The sequence below is a fragment of the Noviherbaspirillum pedocola genome, assembly GCF_016632335.1.
Classification (GTDB): domain Bacteria; phylum Pseudomonadota; class Gammaproteobacteria; order Burkholderiales; family Burkholderiaceae_D; genus Noviherbaspirillum_A; species Noviherbaspirillum_A pedocola.
In genome coordinates this window covers 66,171-84,026 of sequence record NZ_JAEPBG010000005.1, presented here as the reverse complement: position 1 = coordinate 84,026, position 17,856 = coordinate 66,171, and the positions used below count along the sequence as shown (strand labels likewise).

Annotated in this window: 15 protein-coding genes; 4 read left to right on the top strand and 11 right to left on the bottom strand. The window is 66.3% G+C overall.

Translation table 11 applies throughout. The features are described 5' to 3' along the window. The first annotated feature begins 3 nt into the window (after window positions 1-3). From JJB74_RS13500 to JJB74_RS13490, 3 genes are all read left to right on the top strand, one after another. Window positions 4-474 (top strand): DUF3305 domain-containing protein, encoded by a 471-nt coding sequence (locus JJB74_RS13500; RefSeq protein ID WP_200592413.1) that lies wholly within the window; start codon window positions 4-6, stop codon window positions 472-474. A gap of 266 nt (window positions 475-740) precedes the next feature. After that, on the top strand, window positions 741-1,262 hold the full coding sequence (locus JJB74_RS13495; protein ID WP_200592412.1) for a hypothetical protein: 522 nt from the start codon (window positions 741-743) through the stop codon (window positions 1,260-1,262). A gap of 253 nt (window positions 1,263-1,515) precedes the next feature. Beyond that, a complete protein-coding gene (locus JJB74_RS13490) occupies window positions 1,516-5,520 on the top strand; it encodes a sensor domain-containing protein (protein ID WP_200592411.1) in 4,005 nt (1,334 codons plus the stop codon). 594 nt (window positions 5,521-6,114) lie between these two features. On the opposite strand, the gene JJB74_RS13485 is transcribed toward JJB74_RS13490, so the two are convergent. The 11 genes from JJB74_RS13485 to dctP all read right to left on the bottom strand — a co-directional run bounded on the left by JJB74_RS13485 (window position 6,115) and on the right by dctP (window position 16,895). Further along, the gene (locus tag JJB74_RS13485) at window positions 6,115-7,809 is read right to left on the bottom strand and encodes a histidine kinase famiy protein (RefSeq protein ID WP_200592410.1); all 1,695 of its coding nucleotides are present in this window, start codon (window positions 7,807-7,809) and stop codon (window positions 6,115-6,117) included. A gap of 111 nt (window positions 7,810-7,920) precedes the next feature. Beyond that, window positions 7,921-8,835: an acyltransferase domain-containing protein gene (locus tag JJB74_RS13480; RefSeq protein WP_200592409.1), complete on the bottom strand. Its 915-nt coding sequence runs from the start codon at window positions 8,833-8,835 to the stop codon at window positions 7,921-7,923. Next, window positions 8,832-9,722 (bottom strand): triphosphoribosyl-dephospho-CoA synthase, encoded by an 891-nt coding sequence (locus JJB74_RS13475; protein WP_200592408.1) that lies wholly within the window; start codon window positions 9,720-9,722, stop codon window positions 8,832-8,834. Before JJB74_RS13475 ends, JJB74_RS13480 begins: the two co-directional genes overlap by 4 nt. Continuing rightward, complete coding sequence (gene mdcG / locus JJB74_RS13470; protein ID WP_200592407.1) at window positions 9,719-10,393, bottom strand: malonate decarboxylase holo-[acyl-carrier-protein] synthase; 675 nt, start codon at window positions 10,391-10,393, stop codon at window positions 9,719-9,721. Before mdcG ends, JJB74_RS13475 begins: the two co-directional genes overlap by 4 nt. Further along, window positions 10,374-11,096 carry a biotin-independent malonate decarboxylase subunit gamma gene (gene mdcE / locus JJB74_RS13465; protein WP_200592680.1) on the bottom strand — a complete coding sequence of 241 codons (723 nt, stop codon included), beginning with the start codon at window positions 11,094-11,096 and terminating at the stop codon, window positions 10,374-10,376. The genes mdcG and mdcE overlap by 20 nt, the downstream gene beginning before the upstream one ends. Continuing rightward, window positions 11,093-11,983, bottom strand: a complete 891-nt coding sequence (locus JJB74_RS13460) for a biotin-independent malonate decarboxylase subunit beta (protein WP_200592406.1) — start codon at window positions 11,981-11,983, stop codon at window positions 11,093-11,095. Before JJB74_RS13460 ends, mdcE begins: the two co-directional genes overlap by 4 nt. Beyond that, the gene (gene mdcC / locus JJB74_RS13455; RefSeq protein ID WP_200592405.1) at window positions 11,980-12,297 is read right to left on the bottom strand and encodes a malonate decarboxylase acyl carrier protein; all 318 of its coding nucleotides are present in this window, start codon (window positions 12,295-12,297) and stop codon (window positions 11,980-11,982) included. Before mdcC ends, JJB74_RS13460 begins: the two co-directional genes overlap by 4 nt. A gap of 9 nt (window positions 12,298-12,306) precedes the next feature. Next, window positions 12,307-13,968, bottom strand: a complete 1,662-nt coding sequence (gene mdcA, locus JJB74_RS13450; RefSeq protein WP_200592404.1) for a malonate decarboxylase subunit alpha — start codon at window positions 13,966-13,968, stop codon at window positions 12,307-12,309. Beyond that, the gene (locus tag JJB74_RS13445) at window positions 13,965-15,317 is read right to left on the bottom strand and encodes a TRAP transporter large permease (RefSeq protein WP_200592403.1); all 1,353 of its coding nucleotides are present in this window, start codon (window positions 15,315-15,317) and stop codon (window positions 13,965-13,967) included. The genes mdcA and JJB74_RS13445 overlap by 4 nt, the downstream gene beginning before the upstream one ends. Continuing rightward, window positions 15,314-15,868: a TRAP transporter small permease gene (locus JJB74_RS13440; RefSeq protein ID WP_200592402.1), complete on the bottom strand. Its 555-nt coding sequence runs from the start codon at window positions 15,866-15,868 to the stop codon at window positions 15,314-15,316. The genes JJB74_RS13445 and JJB74_RS13440 overlap by 4 nt, the downstream gene beginning before the upstream one ends. A gap of 7 nt (window positions 15,869-15,875) precedes the next feature. Then, a complete protein-coding gene (gene dctP, locus JJB74_RS13435; RefSeq protein ID WP_200592401.1) occupies window positions 15,876-16,895 on the bottom strand; it encodes a TRAP transporter substrate-binding protein DctP in 1,020 nt (339 codons plus the stop codon). Window positions 16,896-17,088: 193 nt separating this feature from the next. Here dctP and JJB74_RS13430 point away from each other — a divergent pair, with 193 nt between their 5' ends. Continuing rightward, complete coding sequence (locus tag JJB74_RS13430) at window positions 17,089-17,754, top strand: GntR family transcriptional regulator (protein ID WP_200592400.1); 666 nt, start codon at window positions 17,089-17,091, stop codon at window positions 17,752-17,754. Window positions 17,755-17,856: the final 102 nt, after the last annotated feature.

Genomic DNA, 17,856 nt, shown 5'->3' with positions numbered 1-17,856 from the left:
ACCATGCTGATGGCGCGACTCCCGGTCGCGGTGCTCATGCAGCGTCGCGCCGCCTCCCATCCCTGGGCCGAGCCGGCCTGGGAAGCGGTCGCGGTGCTCGGCGAGCCGCCCGCCGCGCCCGTGTCCGAAAACACCGATGCGCAAACGCCGGCTATCCGTTTCCGCCGCCGCAACGGCGACGCGGAAATCTGCCTGGTTTCGGGTCCGGCGCTGGAACTCTTCCCCGATGAAAACGACGGCTATTTCGAAAACTGGATCGCGCCTCAGCCCAAGGTGTTCGTGATGTGGCGGGTCCAGGACGATGCGCCGCTGCCGGTGCTGGCCTCGGTCAGTTATGCCGAAGGCACGCGTATGCTCGATTCCGGCGAATCGGCCTGCGGCGTGGCGATGCCGCCGGATATCCATGCATGGCTCGGCGACTATCTGCGCGCGAACTACGAACCGCCGGCCGGCGGACGCCGGCGGCGCGGATGATTCTTGCAGGCTGACGCCGGGAAAGCCGTTTTCTCCAAATATCTGAGGGCCATTGCGACGATCTTCCTACGCAAAGAAGGGCGATCGTCCTACTTTCATGCGCGCCGCAATTCATTACATTGGCATGGCACCTTTGAGCGTGATCGGTCTGTCGGCGTCATGCAGGCAATCGGACCGGATGCGCTCTCGCGGTCGCGGGGCGGACTCGAGCAGTCGGGCCCGCCTCCGCGCTGCGTGTTCATCCGATAAATAAACAAGGAGCAAACATGAAGAAAACTTCGATCGCCATTTTCGTTTCCGCCCTGGCTCTTGCGGGCGCTTCCTTCGCACAAAGCACCGGCGCCGGCTCTTCCGGCGCCGGAATGAGCGGTGGTTCCTCGTCCGGCATGAGTGGCGGCGCGTCGGGCATGAGCAGCGGCTCCGGCATGGGCGGCACCGGCGGTGGCATGAGCGGCAGCACCGGCGCCTCCGGCATGAACAGCGGCTCCACTTCCGGCGGCACCGGTTCTTCGGATATGAGCGGCGGATCGACCTCAGGCAGCACCGGTTCCTCCGGCATGAGCGGTGGGTCGACCTCCGGCAGCACCGGCTCCTCCGGCATGAGCGGTGGATCGACCTCCGGCGGCACCGGCACCTCGGGCATGAGCAGCGGCTCGGGCTCCAGCGGCACGGGCATGGGCAGCGGTTCAGGCATGGGCGGCACGGGCTCCATGGGCACGAGCAGCGGCATGGGCGGCGCCGGGGGCACGGGCAGCACCTCGGGCGCGGGCACCGGCACCACCCGCTAAGCCTTCCCTTTGCACTCGCCCCTGGCGGGCGCCGCGAGCCGGCCTGCGTACAGCAGGCCGGCTCGTTCTTCTTTCATGCCTCTTGTCATGCCGGCAATTTCGTCCGCCAAACCGCACGCAACGCGACATCTTTTTGGATTCCTGCTGGAAATAGTGGCCGATTAGCGGCTAATGCTTTACATTTGCCCCTCGGCATTGCGTCGTACGCGGCGCAGTCGGTTTCCTGGCACTCATTCAATCCTGCATAACCCGCATGCTGACTGCGACTGTGGTCTGCCATGCCCTCGACGCACCCATGACCAAGCACAACGAAAGCTTGACCGCGATCCCAGCGCCGGCCGGCGCGGCGCAGGCAGAAGCGCCGTTGCAAGCGCTGGCCGATGACGCATCGACCATACTCTGGCGCAGCGATGCGCATCACGTCTGCGTCTGGATGAATCCAAGCGCCGTGGCGCGCCTGCCCGGGCAGAAGCTGCCTGCCATGTCGGCATGGCTGCACCACGTCCATCCGGACGACCGCGATCGGGTGGCGTCCACGTTTGCCGCTGCGCGCGAGCGCCTGGCCGAATATCAGATCGAATACCGGGTGCTCACCAGCGCCGGCGCGCCGCGCTGGGTACGCAGCATCAGCGCGCCGCGCACCGATGCTGCCGGCAATTTCGAAGGCTACAGCGGCGTGCTCACCGACTGCTCGGCCGAACGCAGCGTGCGCATGGCGGCGCTGCTGCAGGCCACCGATCCGCCGCTGCTGCATGAAAGCACCAGCGACCTGGTCGGCCAGTACCTGAACGATGGCAGCTTCACGTACGCATCGCCTTCGCATCTGCCGGTGCTGGGTTATGAGCCAACCGAACTGATCGGACGCTCCGCGCGCGACCTGGTGCACCCCGAGGACATGGCGCTTCTCGACGCCGACCTGGCGCGCCAGACCACCTCCGGCGCAGTCGGCGCGCCGCTGGAAATCCGCGTGCGGCACAGCAATGGGCACTATCGCTGGTTCAGCATCAAGACACGCGCGCTGCTCGACCCCGAACGCAGGGAGCGCATAGGCAGCATCGGCGTCCTGCGCGACATCAACGACGAGCGTGCCGCGCGCGAGGAACTGGCGCTGCGCGAAGAGCGCTTTCGCAGCCTGATCGCGCTGTCTTCCGATTGGTACTGGGAAACGGATGCGCAGCATCGCTTCAGCTTTCTGCCGGTGCGGGACAGCGGCGCCGGCGGTCCGCGCCCGCAGGACGTGCTGGGCCGAACCCGCGGCGAGCTGGTCAGCGACGAGAGCGACCCCGGCTTCCAGGAACTGCAGGCGCGCCTGGCGGCGCGCGCGTCTTTCCGCGACATCCGTTATCCGGTGCGTACGCCCAGCGGCGGCCGCCGCTATGCCTGCATTTCCGGCGAGCCGATGATCGTCGATGGTGTCTTCCGCGGCTATCGCGGCGTGGGCCGCGACGTCAGCGCCGAAATGGAAACCGCGCGGCGCCTGGCGCAGCTCGCCGACGAGAACCGCGCGCTGGTGGAAAACTCGCCTGACATCATCGCCCTGCTCGACAAAGACGGCGCCTTTCTGCGCGTCAATGGCGCGGCGGCCGACATACTCGGCTATGCGCCGCAAGCGCTGATCGGGCGGCATTATGCCGAGCTACTGCCACCGGACGAGCGCGCACGCGTGGCGGCGGTCGATGCCAAGATGCGCGCCGGCGCAGGCATCATCGGCGACTTCGAATGCCGCGGCCGCCGCAGCGATGGCCGCGAAATCTGGCTGTCGGTATCCGCGCGCTGGCTGGCCAATGCGAAGGTGCTGCATGTGACGGCCCGCGATGTGACCGAGCGCTACCGCAGCAGCGCCGAACTGCAGGCCTCGCGCGACCGGCTGGACGTGATGCTGGAAAGCGTGGGCGACGCCTTCTTCGCGCTGGACCGCGAATGGCGCGTGACCTACGCCAACCGCAAGGCCGCGGCCTTCGTCGGCACCACGCCGGAAGAAGGCGTGGGCAAGCTGCTCTGGGAAGTGGCGCCGGAAATGCCCGAGTCCGAGGTGTTTCCGCGCTATCTGGAAGCGATGCAAACCCGGCAGACCGTGTTCTTCGAAGCCTGGTGGGCGCCGGCGGCCAGGTGGGTCGAGACGCGCATCTATCCGAGCGAGGATGGCCTGTCGGTGTACTTCCATGACATCACCGCCAAGCGCGAGGCGCAGGACCGGCTCGAGCGCAGTGAAAAGCGCTTCCGCAACCTGTTCGACCATGCCGGCGACAGCATCCTGATCATTGACCGCGAGCTCGCCATCCAGGATGCGAACGAACGCGCCTGCGCGCATCTCGGTTACGAGCGGCACGAGCTCCTTGCGCGGCGCGTCAGTGACATCGCGGCTGTCTTCAACATCCGCGGCGATATGCTGGCCGAGCTGCAGCCGGGGCAAAGCCGCATGGTGCGCACCGTGGCGCGCCACGCTTCCGGCAGCACGTTCCCGGTCGAAGTGCATCTTTCCTGTTTCGAGGAGGATGGCAAGCCCCTGGTGCAGGCCATCGCGCGCGACATGACCGCCAGCGAACAGGCGCAGCGGGCGCTGCGCCAGAGCGAGCAGCACCTGCGCGACATCCTGGCGATGACGCCCTCCGGTTATCTGCGCGCGGATGGCGAATCGATCATGACCGAGGTGAACCCGGCGCTGTGCGAGCTGTCCGGTTATCCGCGTGAAGCGCTGATCGGTTCGCACATGAGCCTGCTGTTTTCCGCCTGCCCGTGGAAAGGCGCGCTGCAGATACCGCATGGTCCGACTTCGGCGCACGGCATGGAAGCGACGATCCTGCATCGCGACGGCCACGAGATGCATGTGCTGTTCAACGGCAGCATCCGCCGCGACGAGCACGGCCTCGCCACTTCGCTGACCGGCTTCATCACCGACATCACCGAGCGCAAGGGCGTGGAGTTGCGCCTGCGCGAGCTTGCCACCCACGACACCCTCACCGGCCTGCCGAACCGCACCATGCTGCACGAGCGCCTGGCCGGGCTGCTGGACTCGGCGCCGCGCGACGCGTCGATGGCGGTTTTGATGATCGACCTCGACCGCTTCAAGGAAGTCAACGATTCGTTCGGCCACGAGGCGGGCGACCTGTTGCTGCGCGAGGCCGCGCGGCGGCTGCAATCGGCGGTGCGCGAAGGCGACATGGTCGCGCGGCTCGGCGGCGATGAATTCGTCGTGATCGCCCATTGCGCGATGCGGCGCGAATCGGCGCGGGCCGTGGCGCAGAAGCTGGTCGCCACCCTGGCCGCGCCGATCGACATTGCCGGCGTCGAAGTGCTGGTCGGCGCCTCGATCGGCATAGCGATGTATCCGGAAGACGGCAGCGCCAAGCAAAGCCTGCTGCAGAGCGCCGACACCGCGATGTACCGCGCCAAGGCGGCGGGCCGCAACGGCTACTGCTTCTTCGACGCCGAGATGACGCTCGCCGCGCGCACGCGCATGACGCTGGAACTGTCGCTGCGCCGCGCGCTGGACCGCGGCGAATTCGAGCTGCATTACCAGCCGCGCATGGATCTGAAGACCATGTCCATCGTCGGCATGGAAGCCCTGATCCGCTGGAACCACCCGGAACTGGGACGCGTGCCGCCGATGCAGTTCATACCGCTGGCCGAAGAGCGCGGACATATCGAGGCGATCGGCCACTGGGTGCTGCGCGAAGCCTGCGAGCAGACCCGGCGCCTGATGGGCCGCGTCGGCCGTCCGCTGCGGCTGTCGGTGAACCTGTCGGCGCGGCAGCTGCGCTGCGGCGACCTGGTGCAGCAGGTGCGCGCGGTGCTGGCCGAGACGCGGCTGCCGCCGTCGCTGCTGGAACTCGAATTGACCGAGAGCGCCTTGATTGAAGATGTGGAACGCTCGGCGGCGATGCTGCGCGAACTGAAGGCGCTCGGCATTCAACTGGCGGTCGATGACTTCGGCACCGGTTATTCGGCGCTGGCCTACCTGCGCCGTTTCCCGCTCGATGTGCTGAAGCTGGACCGCAGTTTCGTGATGCAGCAGGAATCGGGCGTGTCCAGTTTCGAGTTCGTGAAGGCGTTCGTCGACATGGCGCATGCGCTGAAGCTGTCGGTGGTGGCCGAGGGCGTGGAGACCGGCGAGGTGCTGCAGTTCCTGCGCAATGTTGCCTGCGACGAGGCGCAGGGCTATCTGCTGGCGCGTCCTGCGCCGCTGGCGGAGTTCGAGGGGTATCTGATGCAGGCGGCGACCGGGGCGCAAGGCGAGGTCAACCGCAGGAAGGCGTGAGAGACATTGCGTGGCAGGCGAAACTGCAGTCGTCGCAGCGCGGGGAAAGCGATCATCAACCGATGGGCTGACAAGCCAGCCCTTTCAAGGTCCCTGCGCGGTAACTGCTGCATTGTGTGTAATGGCACTACCCTGCAGTGGCGCAACGTATTAGCCGTTGCCTTTGCCTTTGCCGTTGCCTTTGATTTGCAGTTGCCGTTGCTTTTGCCGTTGCCGTTGCCGTTGCCGTTGCTGTTGCCGTTGCAGTTGCTTTTAATCCCGTTGATCGCGCCGTGGCGCCGGGCCCTGAAGCGGATAAGGTGCGGCGTCTGTCTGAGCGAAGCGCAGCGTAGCGAGTTTAGCCGCGCCCCGCTTCAGGGTTCGGCGACACGGCGCAATCAACGGGGGTTAAAGGCAACGGCAACGGCAAAGACAGAGGCAAAGGCACTGCAACGGCAACTGCTCCTTGAAAGGGCGGCCTTGACAGCCCGACATTGAACGCCCGCGGAGCGCGAATTCGTTGGGCTTCCTTCGTCAGCCCAACCTACGAGATCCCGTAGGTTGGGCTGGTAAGCCCAACTTGCGCCCCGCGAGCGCCCGCCCCTCTCTGCGACTTCACTCGGCCTTCCCGTCCAGCACCGCCCTCACCCGCTCGGCCAATTCACCGCGCCGATACGGCTTACCCAGGATATGCATGCTCGAAGCGCTCGCGCCTTCCTGCAGCGATGCATCGATGACACCGGTGGCCAGCAGCACTGGCAGGCCGGGTTGATGCTGCCGCGCGCGTTCGGCCAGCACCAGGCCGTTGATACCGCCCGGCATGATGACGTCGGTGAACAGCAGATCGACCGGTCCTCGGCGCTCCAGGAGGCCAAGCGCTTCCTCGCCGCTGTCGGCTGCCAGCACCTCGTATCCCATTGCCTCGAGGCTGTCCTGCGCAATCTGGCGCACATCGTCGCTGTCCTCGACCAGCAGAATGCGTTGCCCCGCGCGCCTGGCTGCGCTGGTGACCACGCCTGGCGCCTGCATGCGTTGCGTCGGCCAATCCGCTTCGCCGGCCGGCGGAAACAGCATGCGCACCGTGGTGCCGCGCCCGGGCTGGCTGTCGATCTCCAGCCGTCCATGCGACTGCTGCGCGAAGCCGTGCACCATCGCCAGGCCAAGGCCGGTGCCGGGCGCCTTGGTCGTGAAGAAGGGTTCGGTGGCGCGGCGCAGCACCTCGGCCGGCATGCCGGCACCCTGATCAACGACGTACAGCGCCACATAACTGCCCGGCGGCAGGCCGTGCGCCGCCAGACGCTGGGCGTCGCTGATGATGCAAGTGCCCACCGTGATCGTGCCGCCTTCAGGCATGGCGTCACGCGCGTTGATCAGCACATTGAGCAAGGCCATTTCCATGTGCGTCGCATCGAGCAGGCAATGCGGCAGCCCCGGCATGAGATCGAGCCGCACCTCGACGCGGCTGCCGAGCGTGCGCACCAGCATTTCGGAGAACTGCACCAGCAGCGTGTTCAGATTGATCCGATGCGGATCGAGCCGCTGTTTGCGCGCGAAGCTCAGCAGCTGCTGCGTGAGCCGGCTGCCCTTTTTCGCGGCTTTCTGCGCATTGCCGATCAGGCGCAGCAGTTGCGGATGGTCCTGCGCCATGCCGGCCGCCATTTCGAGATTGCCGCTCATGACCTGCAGCAGATTGTTGAAGTCATGCGCCATGCCGGCGGCGAGCTGGCCGACCGCCTCCATCTTCTGCGCCTGCCGGAATGCACCCTCGGAGGCCCGGCGCTGGGTAATGTCGACCTGGGATGAAAACCAGTACAGCGGATTGCCATCGCGATCGAAGACGGGGCCCATGAACACCGCATTCCAGAACGGCGTGCCATCGGCCTTGTAATTCAGGATGTCGACCGAGACCGCGCGCATCTCGGCGATTGCCGCGCGCATTTCGGCCACGGCATCCGGATCGGTGTCCGGGCCCTGCAGGAAGCGGCAATTGCGGTTCAGGACCTGGTCCTCCTCGTAGCCGGTCAGGTCGAGAAAGGCGCGGTTGACGAAGACGATCGGATTGTCCGGCGCATTGGCGTCGGTCATCACCATCGGCATGCGCGTCATTTCGATGGCGGCGAAATAGAGGTTGTCGCGCTTGTCGAGACTAGGGTCCTCGATGGTGCTGGCCTGCCAGTGGCGCTCGCCGGGATTGCCGAGCGGATGATAGCTGTTGCCTTCCACTTCACCAGCGGCCGGCTTGCCGGCGCTACCGCCCTGATCGTCCGTTGCCTGTTTGTCGAGATCGTCGTTGCTGCTGCCAGTAGCCATGATGAGGAAGAGTAAGAATCACTCGGCAGTTATAACAGCCCGTCGGTCCCGACTTCTTACGCCGGCATAAATCAGCGGCGAAAACGTGCCTCGCGGCATGCCGGGATGCGCTCAAAGCTGTCGTTCCAACCAACTCAGCAGACCGTCCAGCGTGCGGAAATCCGCGATCGAACGGCAGGCAATTTCAGGATGGCGTGCCGCGAACATGCGCGCCAGCCCGGCGCCGGGACCCAGCTCGATGGCGGCCGCGATGCCGGACTCGGCCAGCGCATCCATGCAGTCGACCCAGCGTATGGTCTCGGCGAGTTGACGCGCCAGGGCTGCGCGCGCCGCGTCTGCCGAGGCGACCGGGCTCGCATCGATGCCGGCCAGCACCGGGAAACGCCATTGCCCGAAGGCGATGCCATCCAGCGCATCGCGAAAGGCGTCAGCGGCCGGGCGCAGCAGCGGCGTGTGCGAGGCGACTTCGACCGGCAAGGGCGTGACATGCGCATGCGTGGACGCCAGCGCCGATTGGACCGCAGCGAGGTCACGCCGGCGACCGCCGACGATGGCCGCATCATCACCATTGACGATGGCCGGAAAGAGGCCATGCGCCTCCAGCAGCGGCAGCAGCGCCGCCATGCGCAGGCCCGTCACCGCCATCAACGCCTGCGGCGCGCCGGGATCGATGGCGGCATCCATCAGCGCCGCGCGTCGCGCGGCCAGGGCAAGCGCCGCATGGCCTTCGATCGCGCCGGCAACCGCATGCGCCGACAGCTCGCCGATGCTGTAGCCGGCCGCGACTACTGGCAGCGGCATCGCATCGGCAACGCGCTCCCAGGCCGCCAGCGTCGCCGCTACCAGCAGCGGCTGCGCATGGCGATTCGAGAACAGCACGACGGGATCGGCCACGGCCTTCGACGGCGCCATGCCGAGCACATCGCCCAGGCCATGGGCATCGGATGCTGCGCCGCCCAGTATCGAAAACATGTCGGCATGCTGCGCGCCCTGCCCAGGGCACAGCAGCGCAATGCGAGCGCTCATGCCTCGCCCTCGGCTTCGCACAGACGCTGCACCAGGCAGGCCGCGGCGAGCAGGTCGGCGGCGCCGCCGGGCGACAGGCGCCGGCGCGAGAGCAGGCGATGACAGCGGATGGCTTCGCGCAGCCATTCCGGCCGCGCCGTGCCGCCGCGCGCGACGAAGCGCTGCGCCAGGCCGCGCACCAGCGCCGCGCCGGCCGCGCCGCCACGGTAGTAGACATTGGTATCGGCCACGCCGGCCATGAGCGCGAACAGCCCATCGATGCGCGCCTGGCGCCAGCCGCGCCCGGCGGCAAGCGTGCGCCGCAGCGCCGGAAAGGCCAGGCCGAATACCGAGGGCAAGCCGAGCGCGCCCTCCTCGCGCGCGCCGCCGGCCGCATGCAGCGCCGCCATGCGCTGGCCGTGCGAGGCGCCCGGCGCGCGGGCATGCGCGGCCAGGTCTGCGCCCCAACGCATGGTCAGCGCTGCGCGCAGCGTCCAGGCATCGATGGCGATGCCGCGGCGGCGGCAGTCGCCGGCAGCCGCGCACAAGAGGCCCAGGCAAAAGATCGCGCCGCGATGGGTATTGACGCCGCCGGTGGCCGCCAGCATGCGCGCCTCGGCTTGCGCGCCCAGGCGCTTCAATTCGTCGAAGCCGCCGCCGGCGTGTCCCGCCGCAGTGATGCGCGCGAAGTAATGCCGCAGCGAGAACAGGCTTTTCATGAAGGTGCCGGCATCCATGTCGGCATGGCTGCCGTTGTCGACCAGCGATACCAGGCCCGGTTTCGGATACAGGCTCAGTTCGTCGTACAGGCTGCGCAGCGCGGCGCGCGCCACGCGCAGGCAGAAGCGACGCGTCGCGGCATCGAGGCGACTCTCGTTTTCCGCGGCAAGCAGCACGGTTGCGCTCATTGCACGCCTCCACGGCTAAGCTCGTCCATCAGCGCGCCTGTCGGCTCCAAAGCCACGCCGTGTTCATGCTTGACCAGCACGCGGGTGCCGGCGGCGCAGGTATCGGCCAGCAGCCATTCCTTCCACGACACCGCGCGGCCGGATGGAAACAGGATTTCGCCATCCAGCGGCAGAGCGCGCGCATGCGTTGTGAGCAGTTCCAGGCCGCGCTGCAGCGCCGCGGCATCGCCGGGCGCAAACAGCAGATCGATATCGGAAGTCTCGGACAGGTAATCGAGCCCGGTCAGCGCCTGCCAGGCGAATGAACCGAAGACGCGCAGCGCGATGCCGGCGCCAGCCGCATCCGACTGCAATTGCGCCAGCGGCAGTTGCCATGCTTCGGGCGCGCTTGCGCAAACCGCGTTCAGCAGCAGCGCTTCCTCGACGCGCTCCATCGCCGCTGCCGGCACGCGCAGCGCAATGCGGCGTTTGCCCAGCGTCGGATGCGGCGGCAGCGGCAGGCCGAGGCAGACTACGCCGCTCGCTGCATCGGCATCATGCCGGCGCGCCACCAGCGGTCTTTCGGCCCTGGCCCATGCGGCAAGTTCTTCGGCCCAGGCCGGTTCGCGCGCTTCCAGTGCGCGCCAGCCGGCGGGCGTGATCCAGACCAGGCTATGCCGGCGCAGTGTCATCGTCGCTGGCCACGGCGGCAGCCACATTCGCGGCAAGGCGCCGGCCGCCGCGTTCGGCGCCGAGCTGGCTGCGCAGATCGCGCGCCGGGCCGGCTTCGCCGCCCAGCGCTTCGCGCAGGCAGGCGGCCAGATCGCCGCGCCACAGCGAGGCCACGCCACCCATGGCCAGATAGTTTTCCGCGCCGGGCGCAAAGACCGGGTTGCTCTGCGCCAGCTCGGTGAGCCGATCCTCGGAAACCTTGGTGATGCGCGCCATTGCCGGCAAGCCCATGACGCGGATGCTGGCGTCGGGCAGCGCATGGCAGGCGTCGGCCATCAGGCCGCTGGTGATGAAGCCGCCGGACAGCGCCTGGTCGTACACCAGGCCGATCACGCGATGGCCCGACATGCGCGCCAGCTCGATTGATTTGCCCAGGTGCGCCATGTAGCGATTGATGCCGAGCATCTCGTCGCGATGCCGCAGACGCTGGCCTTGCGTGTCCACCAGAATCAGGATCGGTCGCCCCGGATGCGCGGCGATGGTGTCGAGTATGAAGCCGGCCTGCGCCAGGGCGGTTTCCACGCCAACGGCCACATGCTCGGTGGTGCCGACGATGGCGATGTCCTGCCCGTCCAGGCGCGCAGTGCCGGTCAGCACCGCCTCGTTTTCCGCGATGTCATGGTCAGCGCCGAACAGTTGCGCCGCCAGCTCGCGCCAGTTCATGCCCATGCCTGTCTCCTCGCGTCGTCGGTGGCGGCGATGAAGGCGTCGGCCTCCAGCATCGGCAGCGCGGCCGCGTTGGCCACGCCCAGTCGCGTCCACAATTCCTGCGGATCACGGCAGGCTTCGGCCAGTTCCATGCGGCGCTTCAGCATCGCGTGCTCGCGCCGCAAGCCTTCGAGGCTAATCGGCGCGGCGCCGTCGGCGATGGCTTCAAGCGCGGCCGCGCGGAAGGCATCGATGCTGTCGGGCACCAGGCGCTGGCAGTCGCCGAGCAGATAGCGGTGCTTGCCGCCGCAGGTGCGCCAGACCAGCGCCCGGTCGCGGGCATCGTATTCCTCGACGCCGTGCGCGGTCTCGATGACTTCCGGCCCGGACAGGCCGAGCCGTCCTTCCTCGGACATGATCACGCTGCTGGCGCAGCAGGCGGCAATGCCCATGCCGCCGAAGCAGCCGTTGGCGCCGCCGATCAGTACGATCACCGGGATGCCGTCGTTGCGCGCTTCCAGGATCGCGCGCATGACTTCGGATACCGCGATCAGCCCGGCATTGGCTTCATGCAGCCGCACGCCGCCGGTGTCGAGCAGCAGCAGCACCGCCGCCGGCCGTTCGCGCCGCGCGCGCTGCAGCAGGCCGACGAGCTTGGCGCCATGCACTTCGCCGACCGCGCCGCCGTTGAAGCTGCCTTCCTGCGCCGCGGCCAGCACCGGGCGGCCAGCCAAATGGCCGCGCCCAACGATGACGCCGTCATCGAAGGCCACCGGACTGTCGAGCTGCGGCAGGTGCGGACTGGTCACCCTGCGCGTCGGCGGCAGGAATTCATCGACGCGGCCATCGTCGAGCAGGCCGCGCAGCCGCTCGCGCGCGTTGCGTTCGAAGTAGCTGTTCAAGAGACCTCTCCAAGTATCGTTTCTGCCGCCTGGTCCAGGCGCAGGCTGACCACGGCCGGCGTCGCGCCGACATCGTTGATCGAGATGCGCAGATCGGCGAGGTGCCAGCGCTCATGGAAGTCGGCCAGCACCGCGGCCCAGATCGCGTCGAAACCAACGGCCGCGGTCTGGATATCGACCTCGCAGGCGCCGGAAAGCGCTACCGGCTCGATCAGCACTTCCAGGTTGCCGGAAGCGACCACGCCGACCAGTTGCGCGGCGCGGCCGGCCGCGTTGCGGTTGCCGCCATCGAAGCGGAAGGACAATCTCTGCATGCTTTTCCCTTACCAGTTGCGGAAGCGCCGCGGCGGTTCGTACAGGCCGCCTGATGCGCGCACCAGGTCCTTCATCGTGCGCGCGGCCAGCAGATCGCGCGTGGCCAGACGCTTGTCGATGCCCAGGTCTTCGGCGCGGCGGATTACGCCGCGGTCGCGCAGGTTTTCCACCATGCGCTTGTCGCGCGCCAGTCCCACGGCGGTGTAACCGGCCACGCCGCGGATGGCCTGCTCGCGTTCTTCTTCGTTGCGGCACAACAGCAGGTTGGCGATGCCTTCCTCGGTCAGGATGTGGGACACATCGTCGCCATAAATCATCACCGGCGGCAGCGCCATGCCCGAGGTTTCGGCCAGGCGCCAGGCGTCGAGCCGCTCGACGAAGGCCGGCTCCATGTGCTCGCGGAAGGTTTCCACCATCTGCACCACCAGCTTGCGGCCGCGCGGCATGCCAGCGTTGCCGGCTTCGCGTCCGGCCTTCAACCACGCGGGACTGGCATGGCGCCGGCCGCGTGCATCCGCGCCCATGTTCGGCGCGCCGCCGAAGCCGGAAATGCGGCCCAGGGTCGCGGTCGAGGAATTGCCCTGCAGGTCGATCTGCAGCGTCGAGCCGATGAACATGTCGCAGGCATAGTGGCCGGCAGCCTGGCAGAAGGCGCGGTTGCTGCGCATGGTGCCGTCGGGGCCGACGTAGAACACGTCCGAGCGGGCTTCGACGTAGCGTTCCATGCCGAGCTCCGAGCCGAAGGAATGGATCGATTCGACAAAGCCGGCTTCAATGGCCGGGATCAGCGCCGGATGCGGATTCAATGCCCAGTGCCGCGCAATCCTGCCCTTCAGGCCCAGGGACTCGGCATAGGTCGGCAGCAGCAGTTCGATGGCCGCGGTATCGAAGCCGATGCCATGGTTCAGCCGCTCGATTTCGTATTCGGCGTAGATGCCCTTGATGGCCATCATCGCCATGAGCACCTGGATCTCGGAAATCAGCGCCGGATCGCGCGTGAACAAAGGCTCGATGTAATGCGGCCGCGGCGAGCGCACCGCGAAGTCGACCCAGTCCGCCGGGATGTCCACGCGCGGCAGCTCGTCGACGATTTCATTGACCTGGGCGATGACGATGCCGCTGCGGAACGCGGTGGCTTCGACGATGGCCGGCGTGTCCTCGGTATTCGGGCCGGTGTACAGGTTGCCGTGCCGGTCCGCCGCCTGCGCCGCGATCAGCGACACGCGCGGCGGCAGGTCGATGAAGTAACGACCGAAGAGTTCGAGGTAGGTATGGATCGCGCCGATCTGTATCTTGCCCGCACTGACGAGGCGCGCCAGACGCGCGGCCTGCGGCCCCGAAAAGGAAAAGTCCAGCTTCGAGGCGATGCCGCGATCGAACACATCCAGATGCTCGGGCAGCGCCAGCACCGATTGCAGCATGTGCAGATCATGCACCCGCTGCGGATCGAGTCCGGCCAGCGCCATGCCGAGAAAGTCGGCCTGCTTCTGGTTGTTGCCTTCGAGGCAGACCCGGTCGCCGGGCCGCAACACCGCATGCAGCAGATCAGCGATGCGCGAGGACGGCAGCAGCTTGCCGGCAAGGTCCGTCCCCAGTGCCTGTGCGGCTTGCGCCAGGCGCTCGCGCCGGTCGGTTTGCAGGCGGTTCCAGACCCGGTTTGCCGCCGTCATTTACCGGCTCCCATCACCATGTCGGGAAAGGTGGTGGCGATCTGCGGGAACACGCACAACAGGAACACCGCGACGAACATCAGCGCCACGAAAGGCATCACCCCGACGATCACGTCGCGCAGCGGTATGTCCGGCGCGATGTTCTTGATGACGAAGATGTTCAGCCCCACCGGCGGATGGATCAGGCCCATCTCCATGACGATGGTCATCACCACGCCGAACCAGATCAGATCGAAGCCGGCAGCCTTCAGCGGCGGCAGGATGATGGGCGCGGTCATCAGGATGATCGACACCGGCGGCAGGAAGAAACCGAGCACGATCACCATGCCCAGGATCATCGCCAGCAGCAGCCATTTCGACAGATGCAAATCGACCACCCATTGCGCGGCGTTCTGGCTGATCTGCAGATAGCTCATCACATAGGAGTACAGCAGCGACATGCCGATGATCATCAGCAGCATCGTCGATTCACGAATGGTCGCGCCGAGGATGGGCGCGACATCCTTCGGTTTCCAGATGCGGTAGACGATGGCGATCAGCACCAAGGCCAGCAGGCCGCCCAGGCCCGCGGTTTCGGACGGCGTGGCATAGCCGCCGTAGAGCGCGATCATCACGCCGATCAGCAGCACGATGAACGGCAGCACCCGCGGCAGCATCGATACCTTCTCCGACAGCGTGAAATGCTCGTCTTCGAGATAGGCCGATTTCGCGCCGCCGCCTTCATAAACGCGCTTGGCTTCCGAGTATTCAGCGCGGGCGCGGTAGACCGCATAGCCGGCGAACATCAGCACCAGCAGGAGGCCGGGGCCGATGCCGGCCAAAAACAGCCGGCCCAGCGATTGTTCGGCGGCGACCGCGTACAGGATCATCGTGATCGATGGCGGCAGCAGGATGCCCAGCGTGCCGCCGGCGGCGATGATGCCCGCCGCAAAGCCCGGCGAATAACCGCGCTTGCGCATCTCGGGAATACCGGCCGAGCCGATCGCGGAACAGGTTGCCGGCGACGAACCCGCCATCGCCGCGAACAGGGCACAGGCGAACACGTTGGCAATGCCCAGTCCGCCCGGCACACGGTGCAGCCAGGCATGGATGGCGCTGTACAGATCGCGGCCGGCGGAGGATCTGCCGATGGCCGCGCCCTTCATGATGAACAGCGGTATCGACAGCAAGGTGATCGAGGCCATTTCCTCGTAGACGTTCTGCGTGACCGTGTCCAGCGAGGACGCCGGCATGAAGAAGTACATGAAGACGCTGGCGACCGCGCCCAGCGCAAAGGCGATCGGCATGCCGGAGAACATCACTACCAGCGTGACAAAGCCGTACAGCAAACCTATAGAGAGCGCGCTCATGCTGCTTTCCTTGCCGTCGATTCGCGCGCGAAGAGCTGCAGCAAAATCTGCAGCGTCAACAGCGTCATACCGATGGCCATCAATGAATACGGAATCCACAGCGGCGGCGCCAGCGTGGACGAGGTGGTCTGGCCGTCGGCCCAGGCTTCATGGCACAGCGTCCAGGATTTCCAGGTGAAGAAGGCGCAGAAGAGGAAGGAGATCAGATCCACCAGCCAGAGACGGATCCGGTTGACCGAGGCCGGCAGGATCGCGGCGACCGCTTCGATGCCGATATGCCCGCGCCGTGCCTGCACATGGGCCGCGGAAAAGAAGGTCACCCCGACCAGCATGAAGACCGACATCTCGTCCTGCCAGTCGGTCGGCGCGTGGAAGAAATAGCGGCTGATGACCGAGTAGGTCAACAGCAGCGCGGTGACCACCATCGCGATCATCGAGATCGCGATCAAGAGGCCGTTCAGGCGGTGCAGCAGGCCGGCCACGCCGGTGGCTGCCGGCGCGCCGGCCGCGGCCGGCGCCTCCGCCGGGTTCAACTCGAAACCGTGGCTCATCCCGACCTCAGACCAGTTTTTCCGCCAGGTGCATCAGCTTGTTGCAGTTCTCGTTCTTGGCGGCATAGTCGCGCCACGCGGTGCGGCGGGCGATGTCCTGCCACTTCTTCACCGTGGCCTCGTTCAGATCGGCCACCTTGGCGCCGGCCTTCTGGTAGACCTCGGCGACGCGGTTGTCGTCCTCTTGGGCAGACTTGCGCGCAAAGGCTTCGAGTTCGGCGCCGACGGTCATGATCGCGTTCTGCTGGTCCTTGGGCAGCTTGTCGAACACCGCCTTGGACATCATCAGCGGCTCGAGCATGAACCAGTAGGACTTGCCGCGGCCGGTGGTCAGCGCCTTGGACACTTCCTCGAGGCGGAACGAGATCAGCGAGGTCGACGACGTGAGCGCTGCATCCATCGCGCCGGTCTGCATCGCCGCATAAATTTCATTGGACGGCACCGATACCACCGCGGCGCCGGCTTCTTTGAGGATCATGTCCATCTCGCGCGAGCCGCCGCGCACCTTCAGGCCGCGCGCATCTTCCGGTTCGATGATGGGCTTGGTGCGTGAGGCCATGCCGCCGGCCTGCCAGATCCAGGACACCATCTGTATGCCCTTGGCCTTGAGCATGTCATCGAAGGCGCGGCCGACTTCGGCGTCCTTGAACTTGTAGCCCTGCTCATAGGAGGTGATCAGGCCTGGCATCAGGCCGATGTTCACCTCGGGCATTTCGCCGCCGGAGTAGGAAATCGGCACCAGCGACAGATCCAGCGCGCCCTTGCGCATGGCCGAGAACTGGGCATTGGTCTTCATCAGCGAAGAGCCGGGATAGATCGAAAACTTCAGAGCGCCGTTGGTGCGCTTCTCCACTTCCTGCGCAAACATGCGGGTCAGGCGGTCACGGAAGTCGCCTTCGGTGATGGTGCCGCCGGGGAATTGGTGCGAAATCTTCAGGTTGGTCGAGGATTGCGCGAAAGCCGGGAAGGTGAAGAGCGGGCTGGATGCAAGCGCGCCCAAGAGCGCGCGGCGCTTCATTGAAGTCATGGGTGGAGTCTCCTGTGGTTGACGACGTTCGTGATGCCGTTTCTTTTATGGAATACCAAGTTTTATTGGTACAAGCTCGTGCATGTATGGCATCCTTGTATACAAGAATACCGGCGAAAAATACATTGTCAATGCTTTCTGTGGACATATAATGATTTCCACCCTTAGCTAAAAAGCAAGAAAGAGCGCAAACATGGGCAAGAACCGCTCGCATGAACTCAGCGATGCGATCGAGGAAATGATCGCGGTCGGCAAGTTCCCTCCCGGCACGCATCTGGATGAAACGGCTTTGGCGGCGCAGTTCGAGGTGTCGCGCACACCGATCCGTGAAGCGCTGATCCAGCTGGCATCCATGGGCCTGGTGGTGATCCGTCCGCGCCGCGGCGCGGTCGTGGCGGAAGTTTCGGCGCGCCAGCTGGTGGAAATGTTCGAAGTGATGGCCGAGCTCGAAGCGATGTGCTGTCGCCTCGCCGCGCGGCGCATGACGCCGGAAGATCAGCAGCGACTGCTTGCCGCGCACGAAGCCTGTCGCACTGCCTGCACCGCAGGCGACGCTGACGACTATTACGCCAAGAATGAAGTCTTCCACCAGTCCATCTACGCGGGCAGCCATAACCTTTTCCTGCAAGACCAGACCCGCGCGCTGCACCGGCGCCTGCGGCCCTACCGCCGCCTGCAGCTGCGAGTGCGCGACCGCCTCGGCGCATCGCTGGCCGAACACCAGGGCGTGGTCGATGCGCTCATCCAGGGCGACGGCGAGCTCGCCGCAACCCGCATCCGCGACCACATCATGGTGCAGGGACAGCGCTTCGCCGACCTGATTGCCTCCCTGTCGCAAATCAGGGCCATTGCGGCCTGAGGCCATATCCCGATTTCCCAGTTAATCAACGAACAGGAGGAAGACCCCCCAGACTATCCATCCGGCAAGCGAAACACCTCGTAGCAAGGCTGAAATTATTTG